Source organism: Lysobacter spongiicola DSM 21749, from assembly GCF_900167055.1.
GTDB lineage: Bacteria > Pseudomonadota > Gammaproteobacteria > Xanthomonadales > Xanthomonadaceae > Novilysobacter > Novilysobacter spongiicola.
The window spans coordinates 184,015-210,106 of the sequence record NZ_FUXP01000001.1 but is presented as its reverse complement, the minus strand read 5'-3'; the positions used below and the strand labels follow the sequence as shown (position 1 = coordinate 210,106).

General features: G+C 67.0%; 23 protein-coding genes. 7 read left to right on the top strand and 16 right to left on the bottom strand.

Going from position 1 to position 26,092, the window contains the following annotated elements:
* Positions 1 to 17 precede the first annotated feature (17 nt).
* Positions 18 to 839, bottom strand: a complete 822-nt coding sequence (gene ppsR, locus B5D37_RS01030; protein ID WP_078756856.1) for a posphoenolpyruvate synthetase regulatory kinase/phosphorylase PpsR — start codon at positions 837 to 839, stop codon at positions 18 to 20.
* 141 nt (positions 840 to 980) lie between these two features.
* Between ppsR and ppsA the strand changes: the two genes are divergently transcribed.
* Together ppsA and B5D37_RS01020 are read left to right on the top strand one after the other, a co-directional pair.
* On the top strand, positions 981 to 3,356 hold the full coding sequence (gene ppsA / locus B5D37_RS01025) for a phosphoenolpyruvate synthase (RefSeq protein WP_078756855.1): 2,376 nt from the start codon (positions 981 to 983) through the stop codon (positions 3,354 to 3,356).
* Between the two features lie 97 nt (positions 3,357 to 3,453).
* A complete protein-coding gene (locus B5D37_RS01020; protein WP_078756854.1) occupies positions 3,454 to 4,353 on the top strand; it encodes a mechanosensitive ion channel family protein in 900 nt (299 codons plus the stop codon).
* Here the strand turns inward: B5D37_RS01020 and orn are convergent.
* A complete protein-coding gene (gene orn, locus B5D37_RS01015; protein ID WP_078756853.1) occupies positions 4,350 to 4,931 on the bottom strand; it encodes an oligoribonuclease in 582 nt (193 codons plus the stop codon). The genes B5D37_RS01020 and orn overlap by 4 nt on opposite strands.
* A 62-nt stretch (positions 4,932 to 4,993) precedes the next feature.
* Here orn and B5D37_RS01010 point away from each other — a divergent pair, with 62 nt between their 5' ends.
* Entirely contained in the window at positions 4,994 to 5,476 is a 483-nt protein-coding gene (locus B5D37_RS01010; RefSeq protein WP_078756852.1) for a DUF2721 domain-containing protein, read from the top strand.
* Here the strand turns inward: B5D37_RS01010 and tadA are convergent.
* The 5 genes from tadA to folD form a co-directional block, all read right to left on the bottom strand.
* Positions 5,473 to 5,976, bottom strand: coding sequence for a tRNA adenosine(34) deaminase TadA (gene tadA, locus B5D37_RS01005; RefSeq protein WP_268776097.1), 504 nt, complete (start codon positions 5,974 to 5,976; stop codon positions 5,473 to 5,475). The two genes, B5D37_RS01010 and tadA, sit on opposite strands and share 4 nt — an antisense overlap.
* Before the next feature lie 51 nt (positions 5,977 to 6,027).
* Positions 6,028 to 7,332: an NAD(P)/FAD-dependent oxidoreductase gene (locus B5D37_RS01000; protein WP_078756851.1), complete on the bottom strand. Its 1,305-nt coding sequence runs from the start codon at positions 7,330 to 7,332 to the stop codon at positions 6,028 to 6,030.
* A gap of 83 nt (positions 7,333 to 7,415) precedes the next feature.
* On the bottom strand, positions 7,416 to 8,981 hold the full coding sequence (guaA, locus tag B5D37_RS00995) for a glutamine-hydrolyzing GMP synthase (protein ID WP_078757421.1): 1,566 nt from the start codon (positions 8,979 to 8,981) through the stop codon (positions 7,416 to 7,418).
* A 14-nt stretch (positions 8,982 to 8,995) separates the two neighbouring features.
* The gene (guaB, locus tag B5D37_RS00990) at positions 8,996 to 10,453 is read right to left on the bottom strand and encodes an IMP dehydrogenase (RefSeq protein ID WP_078756850.1); all 1,458 of its coding nucleotides are present in this window, start codon (positions 10,451 to 10,453) and stop codon (positions 8,996 to 8,998) included.
* A gap of 160 nt (positions 10,454 to 10,613) precedes the next feature.
* A complete protein-coding gene (folD, locus tag B5D37_RS00985) occupies positions 10,614 to 11,525 on the bottom strand; it encodes a bifunctional methylenetetrahydrofolate dehydrogenase/methenyltetrahydrofolate cyclohydrolase FolD (protein ID WP_078756849.1) in 912 nt (303 codons plus the stop codon).
* Positions 11,526 to 11,651: 126 nt separating this feature from the next.
* Here folD and B5D37_RS00980 point away from each other — a divergent pair, with 126 nt between their 5' ends.
* Positions 11,652 to 12,425 (top strand): alpha/beta hydrolase, encoded by a 774-nt coding sequence (locus B5D37_RS00980; protein ID WP_078757420.1) that lies wholly within the window; start codon positions 11,652 to 11,654, stop codon positions 12,423 to 12,425.
* A 9-nt stretch (positions 12,426 to 12,434) separates the two neighbouring features.
* On the opposite strand, the gene moeB is transcribed toward B5D37_RS00980, so the two are convergent.
* The 9 genes from moeB to ndk all read right to left on the bottom strand — a co-directional run bounded on the left by moeB (position 12,435) and on the right by ndk (position 21,592).
* Complete coding sequence (moeB, locus tag B5D37_RS00975) at positions 12,435 to 13,562, bottom strand: molybdopterin-synthase adenylyltransferase MoeB (protein WP_078756848.1); 1,128 nt, start codon at positions 13,560 to 13,562, stop codon at positions 12,435 to 12,437.
* A gap of 33 nt (positions 13,563 to 13,595) precedes the next feature.
* Entirely contained in the window at positions 13,596 to 14,798 is a 1,203-nt protein-coding gene (locus B5D37_RS00970) for a molybdopterin molybdotransferase MoeA (RefSeq protein WP_078756847.1), read from the bottom strand.
* Positions 14,799 to 14,829: 31 nt separating this feature from the next.
* Positions 14,830 to 16,230 (bottom strand): ribosome biogenesis GTPase Der, encoded by a 1,401-nt coding sequence (gene der / locus B5D37_RS00965; protein WP_078756846.1) that lies wholly within the window; start codon positions 16,228 to 16,230, stop codon positions 14,830 to 14,832.
* Between the two features lie 51 nt (positions 16,231 to 16,281).
* On the bottom strand, positions 16,282 to 17,490 hold the full coding sequence (gene bamB, locus B5D37_RS00960) for an outer membrane protein assembly factor BamB (protein WP_078756845.1): 1,209 nt from the start codon (positions 17,488 to 17,490) through the stop codon (positions 16,282 to 16,284).
* Positions 17,490 to 18,119, bottom strand: a complete 630-nt coding sequence (locus tag B5D37_RS00955; protein ID WP_078756844.1) for a YfgM family protein — start codon at positions 18,117 to 18,119, stop codon at positions 17,490 to 17,492. The genes bamB and B5D37_RS00955 overlap by 1 nt, the downstream gene beginning before the upstream one ends.
* 103 nt (positions 18,120 to 18,222) lie before the next feature.
* Entirely contained in the window at positions 18,223 to 19,065 is an 843-nt protein-coding gene (locus B5D37_RS00950; protein WP_078756843.1) for a RodZ domain-containing protein, read from the bottom strand.
* An 8-nt stretch (positions 19,066 to 19,073) separates the two neighbouring features.
* Complete coding sequence (gene pilW / locus B5D37_RS00945; RefSeq protein WP_234987658.1) at positions 19,074 to 19,859, bottom strand: type IV pilus biogenesis/stability protein PilW; 786 nt, start codon at positions 19,857 to 19,859, stop codon at positions 19,074 to 19,076.
* 34 nt (positions 19,860 to 19,893) lie between these two features.
* Positions 19,894 to 21,147: a dual-specificity RNA methyltransferase RlmN gene (gene rlmN, locus B5D37_RS00940; RefSeq protein WP_078756841.1), complete on the bottom strand. Its 1,254-nt coding sequence runs from the start codon at positions 21,145 to 21,147 to the stop codon at positions 19,894 to 19,896.
* Positions 21,148 to 21,166: 19 nt separating this feature from the next.
* Positions 21,167 to 21,592 (bottom strand): nucleoside-diphosphate kinase, encoded by a 426-nt coding sequence (ndk, locus tag B5D37_RS00935; protein ID WP_078757419.1) that lies wholly within the window; start codon positions 21,590 to 21,592, stop codon positions 21,167 to 21,169.
* 239 nt (positions 21,593 to 21,831) lie between these two features.
* Between ndk and B5D37_RS00930 the strand changes: the two genes are divergently transcribed.
* From B5D37_RS00930 to B5D37_RS00920, 3 genes are read left to right on the top strand one after another with little or no spacing between them, the layout of a single operon-like run.
* Positions 21,832 to 22,452 (top strand): TetR/AcrR family transcriptional regulator, encoded by a 621-nt coding sequence (locus tag B5D37_RS00930; protein ID WP_078756840.1) that lies wholly within the window; start codon positions 21,832 to 21,834, stop codon positions 22,450 to 22,452.
* A gap of 30 nt (positions 22,453 to 22,482) precedes the next feature.
* Complete coding sequence (locus B5D37_RS00925) at positions 22,483 to 24,858, top strand: 3-hydroxyacyl-CoA dehydrogenase/enoyl-CoA hydratase family protein (protein ID WP_078757418.1); 2,376 nt, start codon at positions 22,483 to 22,485, stop codon at positions 24,856 to 24,858.
* A 20-nt stretch (positions 24,859 to 24,878) separates the two neighbouring features.
* On the top strand, positions 24,879 to 26,081 hold the full coding sequence (locus B5D37_RS00920) for an acetyl-CoA C-acyltransferase (protein ID WP_078756839.1): 1,203 nt from the start codon (positions 24,879 to 24,881) through the stop codon (positions 26,079 to 26,081).
* Positions 26,082 to 26,092 lie beyond the last annotated feature (11 nt).

The window sequence follows — 26,092 nt, the reverse complement described above, 5'->3', positions numbered from 1 at the left end:
TTTGCCGTACAGCTTGTTCAGAACATCTCGCGGCGGATCCCCAGCGTCGACAGCACCTTGCTCGCGATCTCCTCGATCGATGTATGGGTGGTGCTCTGCGTCGGGATCCGCTCGGCACGGAACAGCGCCTCGGCCTGCGTCACCTCGCGCCGGCAGGTTTCCAGCTGGGCGTAGCGGGAGTTGGGGCGCCGTTCCTGCCGGATTTGCTGCAGGCGCACCGGGTCGATGGTCAGGCCGAACAGCTTGTCCCGGTACTGGCGGAGGCGGGGTGGCAGGCGGTCCTGCTCGAGGTCTTCCTCGGTCAGCGGATAGTTCGCCGCCCGGACGCCGTAGTGCAGCGCCAGGTAGACGCAGGTCGGCGTCTTGCCGGCACGGGATACCGCCACCAGGATCACGTCCGCGTCCGAATAGTCGATAGCGGCCCCGTCGTCGTGCGCCAGCGCGTAGTTCATCGCGTTGATGCGGCGGTGGTAGGTGTCGAAGTCGACGATGGCGTGGGCGCGGCCGACGTGCCGCTGGCGGGATTCATCCAGCTCCCGTTCCAGCGGCTCGATGAAGGGCGCGAACACGTCCAGCATCAGCGCCCCGCTCTCGGCGAGGGTCTCGCTGACGTCGGCATCCATGCATGAATTGATGACGATCGGGCGGGCACTATGGATCTCTGCAGCGGTCCGGATCCGGTTGGCCGCCTCGCGCGCGCGCTCGACGCTGTCCACGAACGAGATGCGCTCACCGATGAACTGGGTGTCGGTGAATTGGGTCAACAAACTGTGCCCGATGGTCTCGGCAGTGATGCCGGTACCGTCGGAAATGTAGAAAACCGGCCGCAACTGCGCCATCCGAACCCCCGCCCTTCTGGTCCAACAACAGGAAAAAGCCCGTCGAATCAATCTTGTAAGCATCCGACGCAGGAGCGATCATAGCGGTTTGGCTGAGACGGCCGTTCCTGCCCGATCCGCCCACCCCCACGGAGACCCTGCTTGAAAGAGAACATCCTCTGGCTGCACGCCCTGCGCCTCGACGACCTGGCCCGCGTGGGCGGCAAGAATTCCTCGCTCGGCGAGATGATCGGCAACCTCGCCAACCTGGGCGTTTCCGTCCCCGGCGGTTTTGCCACCACGGCGGAGGCGTTCAAGGACTTCATCGCCCACAACGATCTGGAAAAGCGCATCTTCGACCGCCTGGCTTCGCTGGACGTGGAGGATGTCGGTGCGCTGACAGCTGCGGGCAAGGAGATCCGGGGCTGGGTGATCGACGCGCCGCTGCAGCCGGAGCTCGACACCGGCATCCGCGAGGCCTACGCCAAGCTGTGCGGCGAGAACGGCGGCGGGGACGTGGCGGTCGCGGTGCGCTCATCGGCCACCGCCGAGGACCTGCCCGATGCCTCCTTCGCCGGCCAGCAGGAAACCTTCCTCAACGTCACCGGTGTCGAGGACGTGCTGGTCAAGGTCAAGGAAGTCTTCGCGAGTCTCTACAACGACCGCGCCATCGCCTATCGCGTCCACCACGGTTTCAAGCACGAGGATGTGTTCCTGTCGGCCGGCGTGCAGTTGATGGTGCGCTCCGACGTGGGTGCCTCCGGCGTACTCTTCACCCTCGATACCGAGTCCGGCTTCCGCGACGTGGTGTTCATCACCTCCAGCTACGGCCTGGGCGAGATGGTCGTGCAGGGCGCGGTTAACCCGGACGAATTCTACGTCTACAAGCCGACGCTGGCCCAGGGCAAGAACGCGATCCTGCGTCGCTCGCTGGGCGCCAAGCAGCTGCGCATGGTGTATTCCGACCAGCCCGGCGAGCGGGTGCGCACCGAGGACACGCCATCCGAACTGCGCAATGCCTTCTCGGTGTCCGACGAGGACGTGCACGAGCTGGCGCGCCAGGCGCTCACCATCGAGAAGCACTACGGCCGCCCGATGGACATCGAGTGGGCGAAGGACGGCGTCAGCGGCAAGCTCTTCATCGTGCAGGCGCGCCCGGAAACGGTGAAGTCGCGCTCGCACGCCACCCAGATCGAGCGCTTCCAGCTTGGCGAGCGTGGACCGGTGGTCTGCGAAGGCCGCGCCATCGGCCAGAAGATCGGCAGCGGCGTGGCCCGGGTGGTGCGCTCGCTCGATGACATGAGCCGTGTGCAGCCCGGCGACGTGCTGGTCGCCGACATGACCGATCCCGACTGGGAGCCGGTGATGAAGCGCTCGGCCGCCATCGTCACCAACCGCGGCGGCCGGACCTGCCACGCCGCGATCATCGCCCGCGAGCTGGGCGTCCCGGCCGTGGTCGGCACCGGCAACGGGCTGGACACGATCAAGGACGGCCAGACCGTGACCGTGAGTTGCGCCGAGGGCGATACCGGCTTCATCTACGAGGGTGCCCTGCCCTTCGAGCGCCACGTGGCGGACCTGCAGGACATGCCGCCTGCGCCGCTGAAGGTGATGATGAACGTGGCCAACCCGGACCGCGCCTTCGACTTCGCGATGCTGCCCAACGCAGGCGTCGGCCTGGCGCGCCTGGAGATGATCATCGCCAGCCACATCGGCGTGCACCCCAGGGCCCTGCTGGAGTACGACCAGCAGGATCCGGAAACGAAGAAGAAGATCGACGAGCGCATCGCCGGCTACAGCAGCCCCGTGGATTTCTACGTGGATCGCCTGGCCGAAGGCATCGCGACGATCACCGCTTCGGTTGCACCGAATCCGGTCATCGTGCGCCTCTCGGACTTCAAGTCCAACGAGTACGCCAACCTCATCGGCGGCTCGCGCTACGAGCCGCATGAAGAGAACCCGATGATCGGCTTCCGCGGCGCCAGCCGCTATGTCGACCCAAGCTTCTCGGAGGCCTTCGCGCTGGAATGCCGCGCCGTGCTGAAGGTGCGCGAGCAGATGGGGCTGACCAACTGCTGGGTGATGATTCCCTTCGTCCGCACCCTCGACGAGGGTCGCAAGGTGGTCGAAGTGCTGCGCCAGAACGGCCTCGAGCAAGGCAAGGACGGGCTGAAGATCATCATGATGTGCGAGGTGCCGTCCAACGCCCTGCTGGCGGAGGAGTTCCTGGAGATCTTCGATGGCTTCTCGATCGGCTCCAATGACCTGACCCAGCTCACCCTGGGCCTGGACCGCGACTCCAGCATCGTCGCCCACCTGTTCGACGAGCGCGATCCGGCCGTCAAGAAGCTGCTGTCGATGGCCATCCAGACGGCAAGGGCCAAGGGCAAATACGTCGGCATCTGCGGCCAGGGCCCCAGCGACCATCCGGACCTGGCGCAGTGGCTGATGGAACAGGGCATCGAGTCGGTGTCGCTGAACCCGGATACCGTCGTGGACACCTGGTTGCGGTTGGCCAAAGCCAAGGCGAAGGGCTGAGCGGCGAACACAACCTGCTGACATCGCGGCTGCAAAAGTAGCCGCGCACCGACGCCCCGCCCGTGCGGGGCGTTGCATTTGACGATGTGGAGGACCGATGGAAGCGACCAGCTGGATTGCAATGGCGAAAGCCGGTGAATGGACCGAAGCGCTGACTGCCCTCGGGCTGCGGCTCGGCCTGGCACTGCTGCTGTTCCTGGTCGGTCGCTACGTGATCGGTTGGATACTCAAGCTGGTCGACCGCGCGATGAGCCGCTCCGGCATCGAAACCACCGCGTCGCAGTTCCTGCGCAAGGTCGCCTACGTGATCCTGCTGGTCGTGCTCATTCTTGCCGCGCTGCAGGTGATCGGGGTCCCGATGACCTCAATGTTCGCCGTGCTGGGTGCCGCCGGCCTTGCCATCGGCCTCGCGCTGAAGGATTCGCTGTCGAATATCGCATCGGGCGTGATGCTGGTGACGCTCAAGCCTTTCCGGGTCGGCAACGTGGTGACCATCAACGGCCAGACCGGCGTGGTGGAGGATGTCAGCATCTTCCAGACCCGGCTGCGCGGCGCCGACAACCAGACCATCGTGCTGCCCAACAGCCTGGTCACCACCGATTCGATCATCAACCTGACGCCGGACGTGATGCGCCGGGTCGAGCTGGTGATCGGCATCAGCTACAACGCGGACATCGACCAGGCCCGGGAGATCGCCCTCGGCCTGATGCATGCGGACGAGCGCGTGCTGTCCGAGCCCGAGCCGACGGTGCTGGTCTACGCCCTGGCGGACAACTCGGTGAACCTCGGCATCCGCTGCCATGCCGCCAACGCGGACTGGTTCATGACCAAGTGCGAATTGACCGAGCGCATCAAGAAGGCTTTCGACGCCGCTGGTATCGGCATCCCCTTCCCGCAGCGTGACGTGCACATGTACCACCACACCGTGGATGGCAGCGTGGTCGACCCGCGCCTGCTGGCAGCGCCCGCGGACGCCAACCCCGAAGGGCGTGGCTAGGAGGCCGTCGGCGGCTGCAGGCCGCTCAGGTCACCCATGAAGTAGCGGTAGTGCCGCAGCTCGGCGATGGAGTCCTGCACGTCGCTCAGCGCGGTGTGCCTGGCCTCTTTCCCGACACCGGCCAGGATCTGCGGTGCCCAGCGGCGCGCCAGTTCCTTCAGCGTGCTGACGTCGAGGTTGCGGTAGTGGAAGTGCTTCTCGAGCGCCGGCATCTGCCGGTGCAGGAAGCGCCGGTCCTGGCAGATCGAGTTGCCGCACATCGGCGAGGCGTTGGCCGGCACCCACTTGGCAAGGAACGCCAGCGTGCGCTCCTCCGCCTCCTGCATGGTCACTCCCTGCTCCAGGACGCGCTGCCATAACCCGGACTTGCGATGCTGGTTCCGGTTCCAGTCGTCCATCGCCTCCAGCCGGGTGAGCGGGTGGCGAATGGCGAGCTCCGGCCCCTCGGCCAGCACCTCGAGGTTGGCGTCGGTGACGATCGTCGCGATCTCGAGGATCGAGTCGTTGTCGGTATCCAGCCCGGTCATCTCCAGATCGATCCAGATCAACCGCTGTTCGTTCCCTGTCGTAGTGCCCATGGGTCGCCGTCTGGTGCAAGGGGAGGCATGATATCCCACCACACCCAGCGCGCGGTCCGTTCATGCTTCCGTTCCAGAGTCACTATGCCGTGCTGAGCGCGATGCTCGCACCGGCGTTCTTCCTGACGGCGACCGCGTCGCTGCTGCTGTCGGCCAACAACCGCCTCGCCCGGGTCGTGGACCGCCTGCGCCAGATGATGCGCGACATGGAGCAGGCGGCCAACGAGGACGAGCGGGGCTGGCTGGACCACTGCATCGCGAGGCAGCGCAGGCGCACCGGCCTGATCCTGCGCGCCAGCCAGATGCTCTACATTGCGGTGAGCTGCTTTGTCGGCACCAGCCTGGCGGTGGCGCTGGACGCGTTTGTCCACTACCGCGTGGGGATGCTGCCCACGTCGTTCGCGGTACTCGGCGTGCTGGCGCTGTTCGTCGCCAGCCTGGTGCTCTCCCGCGAGTCGACGATCGCCGTGTCGATCCTCAATGAGGAAATGGATCGCAGCCACACCCGCGCGCAATCCAGCCAGCGGAACTTCCCGGGAAGCTAGAGGAGCGGCCGGCCGCGCTTGCGCCGGAAGTAGTTGCTGAGCGCGATCCCGGCCTGTTCCGCAAGCACCCCGCCCTGCACCGCCACCCGGTGGTTGTGGCGCGGGTCGGCCAGCAGGTCGAAAACGCTGCCGGCGGCACCCGTCTTCGGGTCGAACGCGCCGAAGACGACCCGGTCGATTCGTGCATGCACCATGGCCATTGCGCACATCGCGCAGGGCTCCAGCGTGATGTAGAGCGTGGTACCGACCAGGCGGTGGTTGCCCAGCCGGAAGCCGGCCTGCCGCATGGCCACGATCTCCGCGTGGGCGGTCGGGTCATGCTCGGTGATGTTGCGGTTCCAGCCTTCCCCCAGGAGCTCGCCGCTGGCCGAGACCACCACCGCCCCGACCGGGATCTCGTCGTCTTCGCGCTCCGCACGGGCTGCGAGCGCCAACGCGTGCCTCATCCAGCGCTGGTCGTCGACCTCGATGGTGGCGGGCGTGGATTCCGGCGTAGACACGGTCGACGATGTCCTGTGGGCGCCAGCGGGTGCGGCGGGCGCGCCATGTTATCAGTGCATCTTCAGGCGGGGCTCGGTGGAGCGCCCCAGCTGGTCGGACAGCACCAGCAGCCCCGTACGCAGGAACCCGTGCAGGGCCAACTGGTGTTGGCGGTACAGCGAAGCGTAGAACATCCGTGCCAACCACCCCTCGAGCTTGACGTCGCTGCCGAGGTTGCCCATCAGGTTGCCGACGGCGCTGTAGCTCGACAACGAGACCAGCGATCCATGGTCGCGATAGGTGAAACGGGGCAGCTCCCCACCCTGTATCCGCGCCTTCATCGAACGCACCAGCATGCTTGCCTGCTGGTGCGCCGCCTGCGCGCGAGGGGGCACTGTCTTGTCGCCCTCCTCTCCCAACGGGCAGGCCGCGCAGTCACCCATTGCGAAGATGTCGGGATCCCGGGTGGTCTGCAGTGTGCGCTCCACCACCAGTTGCCCTTTCCCGTTACTTTCCAGTCCGTCGAGGTCCTTGAGCAACGCTGGCGCACGGATGCCGGCGGCCCAGACCTTGAGCGCGGCGGGGACGAAATCACCGTCCTTGATCTGCAATCCGTCTGCCCGCACCTCCTCGACCGTTGAACCGGTCCTCACATCCACCCCCAGCCGCACCAGCTTGTCGTGCGCCGCCCGTGCCACCCGCTCCGGAAGCGGCGGCAGGATGCGCGGACCGGCCTCGACCAGGCTGATGCGCATGTTCTCCGGACGGATCTCATCGAGGCCATAGGCGGCCATCTCGCTGGCGGCGTGGCGCAACTCCGCGGCCAGTTCAACGCCGGTGGCACCCGCCCCGACGATTGCGACGCCCACCATGCCGTCGCGCTGCCCGTCATCGCAGGCATGTGCACGGAGGTAACGGCCAAGCAACTGCCGGTGAAAGCCTTCGGCCTGCTCCCGGTCGTCAAGGAAAGTACAGTGCTCGGCGGTCCCCGGGGTTCCGAAGTCGTTGGTTTCGCTGCCGATCGCGATCACCAGCGTGTCGTATGACAGCGCGCGCGCCGGCACCAGTTCGCGGCCCTCCTCGTCGAGCGCCGGTCCAAGCAACAGTCGCTTGCCCTTGCGATCGAGCCCGCACATCCGCCCCAGCTGGAAGGAAAAACCGTTCCGCTTCCCCTGGTCGAGGTAGTTGAGGTCATTCTCGGAAGAGTCGAGCGAGCCAGCTGCCACTTCATGCAGCAGCGGCTTCCATACGTGGGTCAGGTGCAGGTCGACGAGCGTGACCTCTGCCCGCCCCTGCTTGCCCAGGCTGCGGCCGAGACGCGTGGCCAGTTCTACTCCGCCCGCGCCCCCGCCGACGATGACGATGCGATGGCCCATGCGTTTTTCCGGTTGGATTCGCGCATAGCAGAACGCATGGGGCGCGACGGTGCCGTCATGGCCGCCGGGTCATCGGGCAGCCGTCATTCCCATTCGATCGTTGCCGGTGGCTTGCCGCTGATGTCGTAGACGACGCGGGAGACGCCGCGAAGCTCATTGATGATGCGGTTCGACACCTTGCCGAGGAACTCGTACGGCAGGTGCGCCCAGTGTGCGGTCATGAAATCGATGGTCTCCACCGCACGCAGCGCGATCACCCATTCGTAGGCGCGGGCATCACCGACGACGCCGACCGAACGCACCGGGAGGAACACCGCGAACGCCTGGCTCGTCCGGTCGTACAAGCCTGCCTTGCGCAGCTCGTCGATGAAGATGTGGTCCGCCTTGCCAAGCAGCTCGGCGTATTCGCGCTTCACCTCGCCCAGGATGCGTACACCGAGGCCCGGGCCGGGGAACGGGTGGCGGTAGACCATGGTCTCCGGCAGGCCCAGCTCCACGCCCAGTCGCCGCACTTCGTCCTTGAACAGCTCACGCAGCGGCTCGACCAGCCCCATCTTCATGTGCTCGGGAAGCCCGCCGACGTTGTGGTGGCTCTTGATGACGTGGGCCTTGCCGGTCTTGCTGCCTGCAGATTCGATCACGTCGGGATAGATGGTGCCCTGCGCCAGCCACTTCGCATTGGCGCACTTGCCGGCCTCCTCGTCGAAGATCTCGACGAACAGGTTGCCGATGATCTTGCGCTTCTTCTCGGGGTCGCTGACGCCCTCCAGCGCCTTGAAGTAGCGGTCGGCGGCATCGACGCGCACGACCTTGACGCCCATGTGTTCGGCGAACATTGCCATCACCTGGTCGCCTTCCTTCCAGCGCAGCAGGCCGGTGTCCACGAACACGCAGGTGAGCTGGTCACCGATGGCCTTGTGCAGGAGCGCGGCCACTACGGAAGAATCCACGCCGCCGGACAGGCCGAGGATGACCTCGTCGCTGCCGACCTGCTCGCGCACGCGGGCGATCTGGTCCTCGATGATGTGGGCGGCGGTCCAGAGCGTCTGGCAGCCGCAGATCTCGGTCACGAACCGGCGCAGCAGGGTCTGCCCCTGCAAGGTGTGGGTGACCTCCGGGTGGAACTGCACGCCGTACCAGCGCTTGTCCTCGTTGGCCATGGCGGCCACGGGAATGCGGTCGGTCCTTGCGGTCACGGTAAAGCCGGGGGGCGCGGTGGCGACGTGGTCACCGTGGCTCATCCAGACATTCAGGCGCGGCTCGCCGCCGTGGTCGCTCAAACCGCCCAGCAGCGCGTCATGCGCGACCAGCTCGACCTCGGCGTGGCCGAATTCGCGGGCGTCGGCGGCCTCGGTGGAACCACCCAGTTGGGCGGCCAGCGTCTGCATGCCGTAGCAGATGCCGAGGATAGGCAGGCCGGCATCGAAGACTTCCTGCGGGGCCCGCGGTGCGCCCTCGAGCGTGGTCGATTCGGGGCCGCCGGACAGGATGATGCCGCGGGCCCCATAACGGGCGATTTCCGCCGGATCGTGGTCCCAGGCCCAGACCTCGCAGTAGACGCCGATCTCGCGGATGCGGCGGGCGATCAGCTGGGTGTACTGCGCCCCGAAGTCGAGGATCAGGATCTTGTCGCTGTGGATGTCGGTCATGTCGGCCGGGCTCATCAACCTGCCTGGTAGTTCGGGGGTTGCTTGGTGATCTGTACGTCGTGCACGTGGCTCTCGCGCGAGCCCGCGTTGGTGATGCGCACGAACTGCGGCTTGCTGCGCATGTCCTCGATGGTCGGGCAGCCCACGTAACCCATCGTGGCCCGGAGTCCGCCCATCAGCTGGTGGACCACGTTGCGCAGCGGGCCGCGGTACGGCACCCGCCCTTCGATGCCCTCGGGCACCAGCTTGTCGGCGTCGCTGGAATCCTGGAAGTAGCGATCCTTCGACCCCTGCTCCATCGCGCCCAGGCTGCCCATGCCGCGGTAGCTCTTGTAGCTGCGGCCCTGGAAAAGCTCGGTCTCGCCCGGAGACTCTTCGGTGCCGGCGAACAGGCCGCCGACCATGACCGTCGATGCACCCGCGGCAAGTGCCTTGCCGATGTCGCCGGAATAGCGGATGCCGCCATCGGCGATCAGCGGGATGCGGTCCTGCAGTGCCTCGGCGACCATGTCGATGGCGGTGATCTGCGGCACGCCGACGCCCGCGACCACGCGGGTGGTGCAGATGGAGCCCGGGCCGATGCCAACCTTGACCGCATCGGCGCCACTGTCCATCAGCGCCAGTGCGGCATCGCCGGTGACGATGTTGCCGCCCACCACCTGCAACTGCGGAAAGTGCTTCTTCACCCAGGCGACCCGCTCGAGCACGCCTTGCGAGTGCCCATGCGCGGTGTCCACCACGACCACGTCGACACCGGCCGCGGCCAGCGCCTCGATGCGCGATTCCGTATCTCCACCCACCCCCACTGCGGCGCCCACCAGCAAGCGCTCGCTGCTGTCGTAGGCGGCGTTGGGGTTGTCGGATTTCTTCTGGATGTCCTTCACGGTGATCAGGCCGCGCAGCTCGAAGGCGTCGTTGACCACCAGCACCTTCTCGATCCGGTGCTTGTGCAGCAGGCCCAGCACCTCCTCGTCGGAGGCGCCCTCCTTCACCGTCACCAGCCGGTCCTTCTTGGTCATGATGTGGCGGACCGGATCATCGAGCTTCTTCTCGAAGCGCATGTCGCGGCTGGTGACGATGCCGACCAGCTGACCGCCATCGACCACCGGGACCCCGGAGATGTTGCGCTCGCGCGTGAGCTTGATGACCTCGGCGATGCTGGCATCGGGGCCCACGGTGAAGGGCGAGCGGATGACGCCGGCTTCGAACGTCTTGACCTGGGCGACGTGGGAGGCCTGCTGCGCCACGCTCATGTTCTTGTGGATGACGCTGATGCCGCCCAGTTGGGCCAGTGCGATCGCGAGACGGGCCTCGCTGACGGTATCCATGGCCGCCGACAGGATCGGCAGGCGGATCGACAGGTCGCGGGTGACCCTGGTGGTGAGCGAGACGTCCTTGGGCAGGACGGTGGAGTGCGCCGGAACGAGCGAAACGTCGTCGTAGGTAAGTGCTTCAGCCTGGATGCGCAGCATGGGGCGGGCCCGGGAGAGGTGAAGCGCGCCATTGTACCGCGTTCGGCCCCGGCGACGCGCGTGGCGCGTGCTGTTGTAGGAGCGGCTTCAGCCGCGATCGCCGTGTTTCGCGCCCGTACAACCCAGGGCCCTTCGGAACCCATCGCGGCTGAAGCCGCTCCTACAGGGGCGCCGCGTTGCCTTCGGCGGCTTCCGCGGCTTCCAGAGTGTTCTGCATCAGGGTGGCCACCGTCATCGGGCCCACGCCGCCGGGGACCGGGGTGATCCAGCTGGCACGTTTGGCGGCCTCTTCGAAGCCGACGTCGCCGCACAGCCGCCCGTCCTCCAGGCGGTTGATACCCACATCGATCACCACGGCGCCGGGTTTCACCCACTCGCCGGGGATCATGCGCGGTCGCCCGACCGCCACCACCAGGATGTCGGCGCCGCGCACGGCGGCTTCCAGCACCTCGGGCGGGGTGAACTTGTGGCAGCAGGTGGTGGTGCAGCCGGCGATGAGGAGCTCCAGCGCCATGGGCCGGCCCACGTGGTTGGACACGCCGACGACGGTGGCGCTCTGCCCCCGCACGGGACGGTCGGTGTATCCCAGCAGCGTGGTGATGCCGCGCGGGGTGCACGGCCGCAGGCCGAACTGGCGCAGCGCCAGGTGCCCGACGTTTTCGGGGTGGAAGCCGTCGACGTCCTTGGCAGGGGAAATGCGGTGGATCAGGGCGGTGGCGTCGCGACGGTCGGGCAGCGGCAGTTGCACCAGGATGCCGTGCACGGTCGGGTCCGCGTTCAGCCGATCGATCAGCGACAGCAGCTCCTCGTCGCCAGTGTCGGCGGGCAGGTCGAAGTCGATGGCACGGATCCCGACCTTTTCAGCGGCGCGGCGCTTGTTGCGCACATAGACGGCCGAGGCCGGGTCGGAGCCGACCAGCACCACCGCCAGGCCGGGAGGCGCCTTGCCCGAGGCGACCCTCGCATCCACCCTTGCCTTCAGGTTCCCGAGCAGGTCCTCGGCGATCCGCTTGCCATCGAGTATCCGGGCACCAGCGGTGGAGTCCGGGAGAGCCGTCGGTGGTGCCGTCATGCGTGTCCTGCAGGCCTGCGCTAGAGTCGGGCCGGACATTATCGCCCATTCGGATGCCATGCTGCCGATGACCGAGCGCCCTGCCCTTCGCGGTGTCGCATCGCTCCACTTGTGGAGCTCCCGCTGATGGGCTGGAAAGGGTGGCTGGCAGTGGTCGCGGTAGCTGTGATCCTGTACCTGGCCCTCGCTGCACTGATGTTCACCCAACAGCGCAGCATGGTCTATTACCCGCAGTTCACTCGCAGCGACCGGGCCGGTACCGACTTCGGCCTGCAACGCGGCGGTGTCGAATTGCGTGGTTGGGTGGTGAATCCTTCCGCGCCGGCGCCGATCCTCTACTTCGGTGGCAACGCCGAGCGTATCGAGGCGAACCGCGGTGACTTCGCTCGCTGGTTCCCGCATCGCAGCGTCTACCTGCTGGCCTACCGGGGCTACGGCGCAAGCGGCGGAGAGCCGACGCAGGAGGCACTCACCGGTGACGCGCTGGCCCTGTACGACCATGTGGCCGAGCTCCACCCCGGGGAGCCGGTATCGGTGGTCGGACGAAGCCTCGGCAGCGGCGTCGCCGCCCACGTCGCGGCGCATCGGGAGGTCGACCGCCTGGTTCTCGTGACCCCGTTCGACAGCTTGGCCGCCGTTGCGCAGGGCCACTACCCGTGGCTGCCGGTCCGCTGGTTGATGACCGAAAGGTACGACTCCATCGAAGCACTGGCGAGGCACGGAGGACCGGTGCTGGTACTGGCGGCCGGTCGTGACGTGGTTGTCCCGCCGGAGCGCACGCAGGCACTCGTCGAGGGTCTGGCGGTCACGCCGGAGGTGGCCGATTTCCCGGCGGCGGACCACAACGATATCCATCTCCAGCCCGGCTACGGGGAGGCGCTGTCACGGTTCCTGCGGTAACCCCATGCCTCAGCGACCGGAGCAGAAAGCCTCGTAGTCGATGTACCCGGGAAATGCCCGTCCCGGCGCACACACCGGGCACTCCGGGTCCGGCTCCAGGCGCATTTCGCGGAAACGCATCGACAGCGCGTCCAGGTGCATCAGGCGGCCGGTCAACGGCTCACCGATGCCCAGCAGCAGCTTGACCACCTCGGTCGCCTGGATCATGCCGATGATCCCTGGAAGTACCCCGAGCACGCCGGCCTCGCTGCAGTTGGGGGCGGCCTCGGGCGGCGGTGGCTCGGGGAACAGGCAGCGGTAGCAGGGGGACACGCCGCGATGGCGGCCGGCATCGAAGACGCTCGCGTGCCCTTCGAAACGGTGCACCGCCCCGTGCACCAGCGGCTTGCGCAGCTTGATGCAGGCATCGTTGAGCAGGTAGCGCACGGCGAAGTTGTCGGCACCGTCCAGCACCAGGTCCGCGTCCTCAAGGAGGTCCTCCACGTTGGTGCTGGTCAAACGTTCGTTGCGGGTTTCGATGGCGACCGACGGGTTGAGCGCAGACAGCGCCTGCCGGGCCGAGTCGACCTTGGCACGGCCGATCCGCTCTTCGGTATGCAGGATCTGGCGCTGCAGGTTGCTGCGATCGACGATGTCGTCGTCGACCAGCACCAGGGTCCCCACCCCTGCCGCCGCAAGATAGAACAGCGCCGGCGAGCCGAGACCACCGGCGCCCACCACGACCACCCGCGCCGCCTGCAGCTTGCGCTGGCCGGCCTCTCCCACTTCCGGCAGGCGCAGGTGGCGCGAATAGCGCTCGAGGAAGTCATGGTCGCCCGCGGGCCGGACCAGCGGCAGCGCCTCTCCTCGCCAGCGGCGCGTACCGCCCTGGACCGATGCCACCCGGCGATAGCCCGCATCCATCAGCGCCTGCGCGCACTGCTGCGAGCGCGCACCGGTCTCACAGATGAGGAGGACGTCCGCGTCGGGTTCGGGCAGTGCGTCGGTGGGAGCGGCCTGGAGCCGGGACTGGGGAACCCCGAACGCGCCCTCCGCCATGCCGGACGCCTGCTCGTGGGCCTCGCGTACGTCGACCAGCACCGCACCCGCGCGTTGCCGGCGCCGGGCTTCGGCAGGCTCGATGATCTCTATGTCCATCGGTGCATTATCCGCCCAACCGCGGGGCCGGAGTTACAGGGGCAGGACTTCCACCATCGATCCGGCGGGTAGCTCCTGCGCGCCTTCGGGGACCACGAGAAGCGCATCGGCATCGGCCGCCGCGCGCAGGCGGTGGGACCCGGTGGCGGTGGAAGGCTCCACCTCCATGCCGACCTCGCCGTGCCCCAACCGGCCGCGGATGAACTCGAGGCGGTCGTGTGGCTTGCGGACGGGCGACGTCAATCGGGCCACCCAGCGTCGCCGCGGCTCGGTCCTCCCCTGCATCGCATCGGCGAGTGTACGGCCCAGGGTGAGCCACGTGGCCAGCACCGACACCGGGTTGCCCGGAAGTGCCAGCACCCTCGCCTGGTCCAGGCTGGCAAACAGCACCGGCATGCCGGGCTTCATCCGCACCTTCCAGAAGTGGATGTTGCCGAACTCCGCCAGGACCGCCGGGATGTGGTCCTTCTCACCGATGGAGACTGCGCCGCAGGTCACGATGAGGTCGAAGGCGCAACCGGCATCGCGCAGCGCGATCGATATCCGCTCGGGATCATCGGGCAGAATCGGCCAGGCCGTGGGCTCCAGCCCTTCCGCGCGGAGCAGGCCCATCAACAGCTCGCGATTGCTGTCGTGGATCTGCCCCGGCTCCAAGGGCAGCCCGGGTTCCACCAGCTCGTCGCCGCAGGTGAAGACGGCAACCGTAGGCCGGCGCGAGACCATCAGCGAATCGATGCCGAGAGCTGCAGCCAATGCCACCCGCGCCGGTGTCAGCACGTCTCCGCGGCCGAACACCCGGGTGCCTGCCTCGACATCCTCGCCTGCATGCCGGACGTGGGCGCCCCGCGTCGTCACCTCCACCCGCACGCCGGTGCCTTCGATGCCCGCGTGTTCCTTCATGACGACCGTGTCGGCACCCACTGGCAAGGGGGCGCCGGTGGTGATGCGGACGCAATGCCCCGGGGGCAGCGCCAACCCGAGGTGGGGGCCGGCGAACTGCTCGCCTGCCAGCGTCAACAGCGTGTCGCCGGGACCGAGGTCGGAATGCCGCAGGGCAAAACCGTCCATGGCGCTGTTGGCGAATCCCGGCAACGGCCGGGGTGCCAGAACTTCTTCGGCGAGAATCCGCCCATGGCATCGTGATAGTGCGAGCGTCTCGGGCGCCAGCGGGCTGACGCCCACCTCCTCCTGGATCAGCCTGCGGGCGGCCGCGAACGGGATTTCCGTGGCTGTCATGCCCAGACCCCCGCGATGGCCGGCTCCAGATTCACTTGCCGCGCTTGACGTGCCTGATCAGCCGCCGCTTCTTGGCGATCTGCTTGTCGCTCAGGACGTTCTTCTTGCCTTCGTAGGGGTTGCTGCCTTCCTTGAAGATGAAGCGCACCGGCGTCCCGACCAGCTTGAACCGCTTCCGGAAGAAGTTCTCCAGGTAGCGCTTGTAGGAGTCGCTGAGCGTCCGCAGGCGATTGCCGTGCACCGCGAAGGTGGGCGGGTTGCTTCCGATCGGGTGAGCGAACCGCAGCTTCGCCACGTGCCCGCGCACCACCGGGGGTGGATTTGCTTCGTAGGCGATCTCGATCGCCCGGGTCACTTCGCTGGTGCTGAACTCGTGGGTTGCCGACGCGTGGGCACGATGCACGGCGGCGAACAGCTCGCGCAGGCCGGAACCATGCTTCGCACTGATGCGCACGGCCTCCGCCCAGTCCACGAAGCCGAGCTTCCTGGCCAGAAGTGACTCGGCCTGCTGGCGCTGGTAGTCCGTCAGCCCGTCCCACTTGTTGACCGCGACCACCAGTGCGCGGCCGGCGTCGAGGGCATACCCCAGCACGCTGGCATCCTGGTCGGTCACGCCCTCGCCGGCATCGAGCATCACCACGGCGACCTGGCATTGCTCGATCGCATGCAGGGTCTTGATGATCGAGAACTTCTCGACGGCCTCGTCGACCCTCGACTTGCGCCGCAGGCCGGCGGTGTCGATCAACCGGTACAGGCGGCCATCGCGCTCCATGTCGATCGCCACCGAGTCGCGCGTGGTGCCAGGGACATCGGAGGCGATCATGCGCTCCTCCCCCAGCAGCCGGTTGACCAGTGTGGACTTGCCGACATTGGGACGGCCGATGAAGGCCACCCGGATGCGGGCAGGGTCGTTATCGAGCTCCTCCGAGGTGCCAACCTCCGGCAGGCGGGCGATGACCTCGTCGATCAGGTCATCGATACCCTGGCGATGGGCGGAGGAGATCGCAATGCCGTCGCCGATGCCGTAGCGGGAGAATTCGTTCAGGGCCGCCTGCGAGTCGCGGCCCTCGGTCTTGTTGACTACCAGCATCGTCGGCCGCGCGGCGCGGCGCAGCCAGGCGAGGATCTCGTCGTCCAGGGCGGAGGCGCCCTCTCTTCCGTCGACGATGAACAGCACGAGGTCGGCTTCCGCCGCGGCGGCCCGGGCCTGGCGTGCGGTGGCACCGACCAGGCCTTCGTCCTCGCCGGCGATGCCCCCGGTGTCGACCACGGCGAACTCGCGCTGCCCTTCCGGTCGACACACCCCGTAGTGGCGGTCGCGGGTGACTCCCGGCTCGTCGTGCACCAGCGCATCGCGCGTACGCGTGAGCGCGTTGAACAACGTTGATTTTCCGACGTTGGGGCGACCAACGATTGCTACGAGCGGGAGCATGGGGGATCCAGGAGCGGAAACGGGAAAAGCGGAGTTCCGCTTGGTCGGGGGCTACTGCCCCAGGCGATAGGCGCTCAGCCCGCCATCGATGTCCTGGGCGACGAGGATGTCACCGGAAACCGCCGGAACACCGCGCACCGGGTCGCGGCCGGTGCGGACGCGCGCGGCGAACTCTCCATTGTCCAGGCGCATCCAGTGCAGGTAGCCCTCGAAGTCGCCGACGACCGCGTAGTCACCGTGAATGGCCGGCGCACTGGCCGACCGGCGCAACAGGCCGGGCTGGCTCCACATCGCGGTGCCGGTATTCCGGTCGAGGCCGTAGACCGTTCCGTCAGGAGCGGAGACCACCAGCCGGCTGGGCGCCGCGCCAATCCGGCCCGGGCCGCCGTGCTCGCTCAGCCACATCGGCTGGCCACTCGGCGCGTTGATTGCAAGGGTTTCGCCGGTGAAGCTGGTGGCGAACAAGGTGGTGCCATCCAGGACCGGCGCACCGTCGACGTCGGCCATCCGGTCCAGCTCGGTGCGCCCTTCCTGCTGGCCCACCGCCTGCTCCCAGAGCGGCCGGCCATCCGACGCCGACAACGCCACGACGGTGCCGTCGTCGTTGCCCACGAACACGAAGCCGGGGCCGAGGACCGGCGCGCTGTTGCCCCGCACCGACAGCGACGGGACGTCGCGGTTCCAGAACCAGCGACGCTCTCCCGTCGCCAGGTCGAGGGCGGTCACGCGACCGTCGTTGGAGCGGACGAACACCATGTCCATGCCGATCGCCGGGGCGGAGATCACCTCGTTCGGGACATTCGCACGCCACAGCTCGGCACCGCTGGCCGCGTCGAGGGCCACGACGTCGCCCTCCAGGCTGCCGACGGCCACTACGCCCTGCCCCACGCCGGGGCCACCGGCGATACGCAGGTCACTCCCGTATACCCAGGCACTCGCGCCGCTGACGAGATCGAAGGCCCGCACGCCACCCTCGACGGCAGCCGCGTAGACCCGGCCATCGGCGATGACCGGGCGCTGGCGTGCTCCCAGAAGTCCCTCACCTTTGCCGGCACTGGCCGTCCAGAGCCTGGCAATGGGCTGGGTCTGCTGGAATTCCACCAGCTCCACCGGCGCCACGGCCTTGTCGTCGTCATCCCCGAACCAGCCCTTCACCGTGTTGCACCCGGCAAGGGCGATGACGCAGAACCCGATGGCCGCGCTGCGGATGAAGTAAGCCCGCGAGGCGGGGACGCGCGTGGGCGCAAGATTGTGCTTCATCAAGACTGGGCCTCGGTGCTGGCGGGGACTCCCCCGACTTCCATGAATTTGAGTTCGATGATGCGGCGCTGCGGCGCGTCGGGTTCCAGTGCGGCCAGGGCCGACCCGTACGATTCGCGAGCTTCTTCGTGACGATCCAGTGCAACGTAGGCATCGCCCCGCACCTGGAGGGCGTTCGGGTCATCCTGGCCCGCCAGCAGCTCCAATGCGGCTTCGGCATCACCCGAATCGATCAACAGCCGCGCGAGGCGCTGGTCCACGACGGCGGCCATCGCGGGATCGGTCGGCTGGATGCTCCGGAGCGTGGTGATCGCTTCGGGCACGCGCCCTTCCCGGACCTGTGCTGCCGCCAGGTCCATCGCTGCAAGTGCGCCATAGACCGTTCCTTCGAGCGACGCTACCGAAGTGGCGGCCCTTTCGTCCCCGGCTTCGACCTGGTCGACGGCCGTCTGGTAGCGGTCGGCCACCGACAAAGCCTGCTGTTGGCGGTCCTGCTCCCACCATTTCCAGCCGCCGATGGCCGCAAGGCCCAGCACGATGCCGCCGATGAGCCCGGCACCGTTGTTCCGCAACCATTCCAGGACACGTTCGCTTTGTTCGTGCTCGTCGAGCAGATCGTCTATTGCCATGCTGGGGCCGTGATGCCATCCCGCCCCGCCTGGCGGCGAGGACATTGATTAGGACAGGCCCGGGAACCCGGGCCGGCGAGGACGCTGATCCGCCTGGCGCGGGTCAGTTCTCGACCGGCGCGACGGAGCCGTCAGAGGATAGCGCAAAGCGGGCCACGTTCGCTCGACTGAAGGCGGCCACGTCGACGGGCTTACCGTTGGCGCGCACTTCCACGGCCGCCGAATTGCCCAGCACCACCCGCCCCACTTCGCCCTCGGCGTAGTCACGGCTGTCGCCGCTGGACAGCAGTGCCTGCTCGAGGACCTCGCCCTCGGCATCGAACACCTCCACCCAGCTGTCGCCCTGAAAGGACAACGCCAGGGCGGGAGCGGCCCCGCTGCCGGAGACACCCTCGGAGGCAGAGGATCGCAGCGAACCCATCGACGCAATGAGCGGGGTGCGCAGTGGCGCGGGATCCATGCGTTGCCCGGGCGCACTACCGGATGCCGACGTCGCGGGCGGATCGACCGGGACTTCGAGGGACTGGACGCTCAGCTCGCTGGACAGGTGGCGACTTGTTTCCAGCCACACCGGCACCGCGATCACGGCGGTGATGGCGATATACGCGGCGCGCCGGGTGGCCTGCTCGAACACCCGGCGGTAGCGCGGGACGTGGCCATGGCTGACCAGTTCCGGCGGTGCGACCACCCCCACTTCCTTCTGCAGGAGGTGGGCGTCGAGCTCGACGCCCACCAGCCGGGCATAACTGCGCAACTGCCCACGGACGAACACGGGAGCGCCAATGCATTCCCAATCGTCGGCTTCCAGTGCGCGGATCACCCGCAGCGGGACCTTCAGCTTCGCCGAGGCCTCCTGTTGCGTCAGTCCTGCCGACTCCCGCCCCAGCCGGAGGCGTGAGCCACAGCTGAGGGCGCCTTCGGGCGCGGTGTCGTTCGACTGCTTCATGGTGTGACTTATTCCCCTTCTCCGGAGCCCGACGATGCCGGGAACTCCGCCTCCATTCGTTGAACGTAGCCGGCGGCAGCCTCCCTGTCGCCCAGTTTTTCTTCAATTTGTGACGCAAGCAACAACACGTCGGCGTTTATTGGCTCAACCCCCAGGCGCCGCTGCGCGAAAGCGCGGGCGCGGAACGCGTCGCCGCGATCCAGTTCCAGCCGCGCCATCGCCTCCAGCGCCACGGGGTTCCCGGGGTCTCGCTCCAGTGCCGCATCCAGATACCCGACGGCCCTGTCCTGCAGGCCCGCCCTCGCTGCGCAGGAGCCGGCATTGGCGAGTGCAGACGCTACGGATCGATAACCCGGCAGCGTGACCGCATTCTCGAACCACTCCAGCGACTCCTGCTCCCGGCCGCTGCCACACAGCCATGCACCGTAGTTGTTGTGCATCCCGCCCTGCTGTGGCGCGAGCTCCACGGCGGTCCGGTAGTGCTTGCCGGCGGAACGGGAATCGCCGAGTCGGTCGGCAGTGATCGCGAGCAGCGTGTGGGCGGAGGACGAGTCGGGCGCCAGGCGCACGGCCTCACGGGCCAGCTTGGCCGCCGCAGTGATGTCGCCCTGGCCGAGCGCCACCTGGCCACGCTGCACGGCGACCCGCGCGCCGCTTGCGCCGGACCCACGCTGGTCCGGGGTCATGTCGACTTCGGGAGCCGTCCTTTCGAAATCGCCACGACCCAAATCGGGTTTGACGAAGGTCAAGCGACTGCAACCAGCGACTACCGTGCATAACAACACGAGCACCATGCCGTGCCTGGACAGGGCCCGGATGCGAGCCACCTCACGCAGCGGCATCACCTGCTCCCGCTGCCTCGAGGGTCTTGCGGAACTCGGCCTGTCGCCGGGTACGATCCATCACCTGACCCTTGAGCTGCCCGCAGGCGGCATCAATGTCGTCGCCCCGGGTGCGCCGCACCGTAGTGAGCACACGAGCTTCCTGCAGCAACTTCTGGAACGCGCGGATGTCCTCCTCCGCCGAACGCTCGAAGCGGGTGCCGGGGAACGGATTGAACGGAATCAGGTTGACCTTCGCCGCATCCTTCATCTGGGTGGCGTTGTCGAACTGCCGCATCAGCCGCGCCAGCTGGCGGGCGTGCACCGGCTGGTCGTTGACGCCCTTCATGAGGGTGTATTCGAAGGTGATGGACGAGCGCGGCTTGCGGGTGACGTAGCGCTGGCAGGCGGCCATCAATTCTTCGATCGGGTACTTCTTGTTCAGCGGTACCAGCTCGGTACGCAGCTCGTCGTTGGCCGCATGCAGTGAAACCGCGAGCGACACGTCGCTGACCTGCCCGAGCTTGTCGATCATCGGGACCATGCCCGCGGTCGAGAGGGTGACGCGCTTGTTCGCCAGGCCGTAGCCCAGGTCGTCGCGCATGATGCTCATCGCACGCACGACATTGTCGAAATTCATCAGCGGCTCGCCCATGCCCATCATCACCACGTTGGTGAGGCGGCGCTGCTGGTGCGGCAGGTTGCCCAGCTGCCGCGCGGCGATCCAGACCTGGCCGATGACCTCGGCCGTGGTCAGATTGCGATTGAAGCCTTGCGTGGCGGTCGAGCAGAACTGGCAATTGAGCGCGCAGCCGACCTGGCTGGACACGCAAAGGGTCCCGCGGTTCTTCTCGGGAATGAAGACCGCTTCGATCGCGTTCTTCGGATCCATGCCGATCAGCCACTTGATGGTGCCGTCGGCCGAGGGCTTCTCGTGGATGACCATCGGTGCCCGGACCTCTGCGTGCTCATGCAGCTTGGCGCGCAGGGCCTTGCCGAGATCGGTCATCTGGTCGAAGTCGGTGACGTAGCGGTGGTGGATCCACTTCATCACCTGGTGGGCACGGTAACGCTTCTCGCCGAGCACCTGCTCGAAGAAGTCCTCGAGCGAGACGCGGTCGAGGTCGAAGATGTTCTTCTTCGACCCCGCCGCGGGATTCCCTCCGGCTTTTGCGGCGGATACGGCTTCGCCCCCCTCGACCGGTCCCGCAGGATCGGTGGCGAGGGTGATGTCGATGGCGTTTCCGCTCGGTGTGCTCATGGCCTTCGGGTAAATGCGATCAGCGTGCGTGGACGTCGGTCGACGGGAAGAAGTAGGCGATCTCGATCGCGGCGTTCTCCAGGCTGTCCGAACCGTGCACGGCGTTGGCGTCGATGCTGTCGGCGAAGTCGGCGCGGATCGTGCCGGCTGCGGCATCCTTCGGGTTGGTGGCGCCCATCAGGTCACGGTGCTTCAGGACGGCGTTATCGCCTTCCAGCGCCTGGATCATCACCGGGCCCGAGGTCATGAACTCCACGAGTGCGTTGAAGAACGGACGCTCGCGGTGGACGGCGTAGAAACCTTCGGCTTCGGCCCGGGAAAGGTGCTTCATGCGGGCGGCGACGATCTTGAGGCCGGCCTTCTCGAAACGGGTGTAGATCTCGCCGATCACGTTCTTGCCAACCGCGTCGGGCTTGATGATGGACAGCGTGCGCTCCAGCGCCATGGGTATCTCCAGGTAGGCGGGCCGCACGACCCTCATGTAGTGGGTGCGGCCCCGATGGTAACAGAAAAACCCGCGGCAGAACGCGGGTTTAGCCAACATGGCTACGGTAATTCTAGCGGATTGCCGCGGCGTTTTGCGCGTCGCACCTGTACGGGATTTGACCACCGTCGCGTGCGCCCCTAGCATCAAACAAACGTTTGATTCGCGCCGGGCGGCGATCGCCCCGCAACGGAGGCCGCTTGGCATCTCACGCTCCCTTCTCCACCAAGGACCGCATCCTCGGCGCTGCGGAGGAACTGTTCGCGCAGCACGGGTTCACCGGGACCTCCCTGCGGCAGGTCACCAGCCGGGCCGAGGTCAACATCGCCGCGGTCAACTACCACTTCGGCAGCAAGGAAAACCTGGTCAACGAGGTATTCCGGCGCCGGATGGACGAGATGAGCGCGCAGCGGCTCGCGGAGCTGGAGGCCGCCGTCGCCGGGCATCCGGGCCAGCTGGAGCCGATCCTGGCGGCGTTCGTCGAGCCGGCGCTGGCGCTTGCACAGGACCGCTGCGGTGGCGCGGCCTTCGTGCGGGTCATCGCCCGTGCCTATGCGGAGAAGAACGACAGCCTGCGCAAGTTCCTCTCTGATCACTACGGACACGTGTTGCGGGAATTCGCCAAGGCCATCGCCAAGTGCCTGCCGGACATGAGCAAAGAGGAGTTGTACTGGCGGCTCGACTTCCTTGCCGGTGCACTGACCTACGCCATGGCCGACTTCGGCCTGATCAAGCGTCCGACAGGGACGGGCGAAAAAGCACACCGGGAGCGGGCCGCCCGGGAACTCATCCGGTTTTCAGCAGCAGGATTCAGAAGTTGAACACCCATATTTTTCAAGGAGTTGATGGCAATGTCTGAGAAACTACTTGTGCGACGGGCCGCGGTACTCGGTGCCGGTGTCATGGGCGCACAGATCGCCGCGCACCTGACCAATGCCGGCGTGGATACGGTGCTGTTCGACCTGCCTGCAAAAGAGGGCGATCCCAATGGCATCGTCAACAAGGCGATCGCCAACCTGGCCAAGCTGAGCCCTGCCCCGCTGGCCGACAAGGCGCTGGCCTCCCGCATCGTCGCCGCCAACTACGACACCGGGCTCGAGCTGCTGGAAGGGTGCGACCTGGTGATCGAGGCGATTGCCGAGCGGATGGACTGGAAGCAGGACCTCTACCGCAAGATCGCGCCGCATGTCCCCTCACACGCCGTCCTCGCCAGCAACACCTCCGGCCTGGGCATCAACAAGCTGGCCGAAGTGCTGCCCGAGGAAATGCGCCACCGCTTCTGCGGCGTGCACTTCTTCAACCCGCCGCGTTACATGCACCTGGCCGAGCTGATCCCGGCCAAGGGCACCGATCCGGCCATTCTGCAGGGGCTGGAGGCGTTCCTGGTCACCACCCTCGGCAAGGGCGTGGTGACCGCGAAGGACACCCCGAACTTCATCGGCAACCGCATCGGTGTGTTCTCGATGCTGGCCGCAATGCACCACACCGAGCAGTTCAAGCTTGGCTTCGACACCGTCGATGCGCTCACCGGCCCCGCCATCGGCCGGCCGAAGTCGGCCACCTATCGCACCGCCGACGTGGTCGGGCTGGACACCATGGCCCACGTCATCAAAACCATGGCCGACACCCTGCCGGACGACCCGTGGCACAAGTACTTCAAAGCGCCCAAGTGGTTGTCCGGACTGGTCGACAAGGGCGCCCTGGGCGCCAAGACCGGCGCGGGCTTCTACACCAAGAAGGGCAAGGAGATCATGGTCCTTGACCTCAAGGCCCAGGACTACCGGCCTTCCGGTGCGGAGCTGGATCCGGACGTTGCGGCCCTGCTGAAGGAGAAGGATCCGGCGAAGAAGTTCGCCGCCCTTCGCGCCAGCGAGCATCCACAGGCGCGCTTCCTCTGGGCCTGCTTCCGCGACACCTTCCACTACAGCGCCTTCCACCTGAAGGACATCGCCGAGACCGCGCGTGACGTCGACTTCGCGATGCGCTGGGGCTACGGATGGTCGATAGGCCCGTTCGAAACCTGGCAGGCCGCCGGCTGGAAGCAGGTGGCCGAGTGGATCGCCGAGGACATCGTATCCGGCGAGGCGATGAGCAACGCCACCCTGCCCGACTGGGTCTTCGATGGCCGCGAAGGGGTGCACGGCAAGGACGGCAGCTACAGCCCCGGTCGCGACGCCATGGTGCCCCGCTCCACCAACCCGGTCTATGCGCGCCAGCGGCACCCCGACGCGTTGCTGGGCGAGAAGTCCTCGCAGGGTCGCACCGTGTTCGAGAACGACGGTGTCCGCATGTGGGCCGACGAAGGCGATGACATCGCCGTGGTGGGCTTCAAGACCAAGATGCACACCGTGTCGGACCAGGTCCTGGACGGCCTGCAGGAGGCGATCAGGATCGCCGAGCGTGATTTCCGCGGACTGGTGATCTGGCAGCCCAGGGAGCCCTTCTCCGCCGGCGCCGACCTGTCGGGAGCGCTGGGACTATTGAAGGCTGGCGATATCAAGGGCTTCGATGCGATGGTGGCGAACTTCCAGCGCACCAGCCAGGCGATCAAGTACTCGTTGGTGCCGGTGATTGCCGCGGTCCGGGGCCTGGCACTGGGTGGTGGCTGCGAGTTCCAGATGCACGCCGCACGCACGGTGTTCGGCCTGGAGAGCTATGTCGGGCTGGTCGAGGCCGGCGTGGGCCTGCTGCCGGCAGGCGGCGGCCTGAAGGAGTTCGCCGTGCGCGCCTCGGAGGCGGTGGGCCCCCACGGCGACGTCTTCAGCGAACTCAAGACCGTGTTCGAAACCGTGGCGATGGCCAAGGTCGCGACCTCGGCGATGGAGGCCAAGTCGCTGCGCCTGGCCCGCGCCGAGGACGTGGTGGTGTTCAACGCGTTCGAACTGCTGCACGTCGCCAAGGCCCAGGCCACGGCGTTGGCCGATGGCGGATACCGGCCGCCACTGCCGGCACGCAAGGTCCGCGTGGCGGGTGATGTCGGTATCGCCACTTTCAAGATGCAACTGGTGAACATGCTCGAAGGCAGGTTCATCTCCGAGCACGACTACGAGATCGCCACCCGCATCGCCACCGTGCTCTGCGGCGGCGAAGTGGATCGCGGCGCGGTGGTCGACGAGGAGTGGCTGCTCAGGCTGGAGCGCGAACACTTCGTGGCGCTGGCGCAGATGCCCAAGACCCAGGAGCGCGTCGCGCACATGCTGAAGACCGGCAAGCCACTCCGCAACTAAGCGACGACGAGGACAAAGACATGACCAGACAGATCCAGGACGCCTACATCGTCGCCGCCACCCGCACCCCGGTGGCCAAGGCGCGCGGCGCATTCCGCAACACCCGCCCCGACGACATGCTGGCGCACGTACTCAGGTCGGTGATCGCCCAGGCACCGGGCATCGACGTCAACCGCATCGAGGACGCGATCATCGGCTGTGCGATGCCCGAAGCCGAGCAGGGCATGAACGTGGCCCGCATTGGCGTGCTGCTGGCCGGCCTGCCGGACACCATTGCCGCGCAGACCATCAACCGCTTCTGCTCATCCGGTGTGCAGGCGGTAGCCCTGGCGGCGGACCAGATCCGCCTCGGGCAGGCCGACCTGATGCTGGCGGGCGGTACCGAATCGATGACGATGGTGCCGATGATGGGCAACAAGATCGCCCTCTCGCCTTCCGTCTTCAAGGACGACAATGTGGCAATCGCCTACGGCATGGGCATTACCGCCGAAAAGGTCGCCGAAGAATGGAAGGTCAGCCGGGAGGACCAGGACCAGTTCGCGCTGGAATCCCACCTCAAGGCGCTCAAGGCCATCGAAACCGGCGAGTTCAAGGACGAGATCAGTCCGCTGGAGGTGGTCTCCCATCAGCCGGACCTGGGCAGCAACACGATCCGCGTCCACAAGACCATGGTCGACACCGATGAAGGCCCCCGTCCCGGTTCGACCATCGAAGGCCTTTCGAAGCTGCGCCCGGTGTTCCGCAATGGACAGTTCGGGGGCAGCGTCACCGCAGGCAACTCTTCGCAGATGTCCGACGGTGCCGGTGCGGTGCTGCTGGCCAGCGAGCAGGCGATCAAGGACTACGGTCTGACACCGCTTGCCCGCTTCGTCAGCTTCTCGGTGGCCGGCGTACGCCCGGAGGTCATGGGCATCGGTCCGATCGAGGCGATTCCGAAGGCGTTGAAGCAGGCCGGGCTCACGAAGGACCAGTTGGACTGGATCGAGCTCAACGAAGCATTCGCGGCGCAGGCGTTGGCCGTGATCCGCGACTCGGGACTGGATCCTTCAAAGGTCAATCCCCTGGGTGGTGCCATCGCGTTGGGTCACCCGCTGGGCGCCACCGGCGCCATCCGCCTGGCCACCGCGCTGCACGGCCTGCGTCGCCGCAAGCAGAAGTACGGCATGGTGACCATGTGCATCGGCACCGGCATGGGCGCGGCGGGCGTGTTCGAGTCGCTCTAGGCGACCTGCCT

Coding starts and splice junctions, on each gene's coding strand:
- B5D37_RS00955 (WP_078756844.1), bottom strand. CDS start 18,119: ATGGCAATAGACGATCTGCTCGACGAGCACGAACAAAGCGAACGTGTC.
- ppsR (WP_078756856.1), bottom strand. CDS start 839: ATGGCGCAGTTGCGGCCGGTTTTCTACATTTCCGACGGTACCGGCATC.
- orn (WP_078756853.1), bottom strand. CDS start 4,931: ATGGGCACTACGACAGGGAACGAACAGCGGTTGATCTGGATCGATCTG.
- B5D37_RS00925 (WP_078757418.1), top strand. CDS start 22,483: ATGTCTGAGAAACTACTTGTGCGACGGGCCGCGGTACTCGGTGCCGGT.
- B5D37_RS00950 (WP_078756843.1), bottom strand. CDS start 19,065: ATGAAGCAGTCGAACGACACCGCGCCCGAAGGCGCCCTCAGCTGTGGC.
- guaA (WP_078757421.1), bottom strand. CDS start 8,981: ATGACCGACATCCACAGCGACAAGATCCTGATCCTCGACTTCGGGGCG.
- B5D37_RS01020 (WP_078756854.1), top strand. CDS start 3,454: ATGGAAGCGACCAGCTGGATTGCAATGGCGAAAGCCGGTGAATGGACC.
- B5D37_RS01000 (WP_078756851.1), bottom strand. CDS start 7,332: ATGGGCCATCGCATCGTCATCGTCGGCGGGGGCGCGGGCGGAGTAGAA.
- B5D37_RS00970 (WP_078756847.1), bottom strand. CDS start 14,798: ATGACAGCCACGGAAATCCCGTTCGCGGCCGCCCGCAGGCTGATCCAG.
- moeB (WP_078756848.1), bottom strand. CDS start 13,562: ATGGACATAGAGATCATCGAGCCTGCCGAAGCCCGGCGCCGGCAACGC.
- ndk (WP_078757419.1), bottom strand. CDS start 21,592: ATGGCGCTGGAGCGCACGCTGTCCATCATCAAGCCCGACGCGGTTGGC.
- pilW (WP_234987658.1), bottom strand. CDS start 19,859: ATGGTGCTCGTGTTGTTATGCACGGTAGTCGCTGGTTGCAGTCGCTTG.
- B5D37_RS01010 (WP_078756852.1), top strand. CDS start 4,994: ATGCTTCCGTTCCAGAGTCACTATGCCGTGCTGAGCGCGATGCTCGCA.
- B5D37_RS00980 (WP_078757420.1), top strand. CDS start 11,652: ATGGGCTGGAAAGGGTGGCTGGCAGTGGTCGCGGTAGCTGTGATCCTG.
- bamB (WP_078756845.1), bottom strand. CDS start 17,490: ATGAAGCACAATCTTGCGCCCACGCGCGTCCCCGCCTCGCGGGCTTAC.
- der (WP_078756846.1), bottom strand. CDS start 16,230: ATGCTCCCGCTCGTAGCAATCGTTGGTCGCCCCAACGTCGGAAAATCA.
- guaB (WP_078756850.1), bottom strand. CDS start 10,453: ATGCTGCGCATCCAGGCTGAAGCACTTACCTACGACGACGTTTCGCTC.
- folD (WP_078756849.1), bottom strand. CDS start 11,525: ATGACGGCACCACCGACGGCTCTCCCGGACTCCACCGCTGGTGCCCGG.
- rlmN (WP_078756841.1), bottom strand. CDS start 21,147: ATGAGCACACCGAGCGGAAACGCCATCGACATCACCCTCGCCACCGAT.
- B5D37_RS00920 (WP_078756839.1), top strand. CDS start 24,879: ATGACCAGACAGATCCAGGACGCCTACATCGTCGCCGCCACCCGCACC.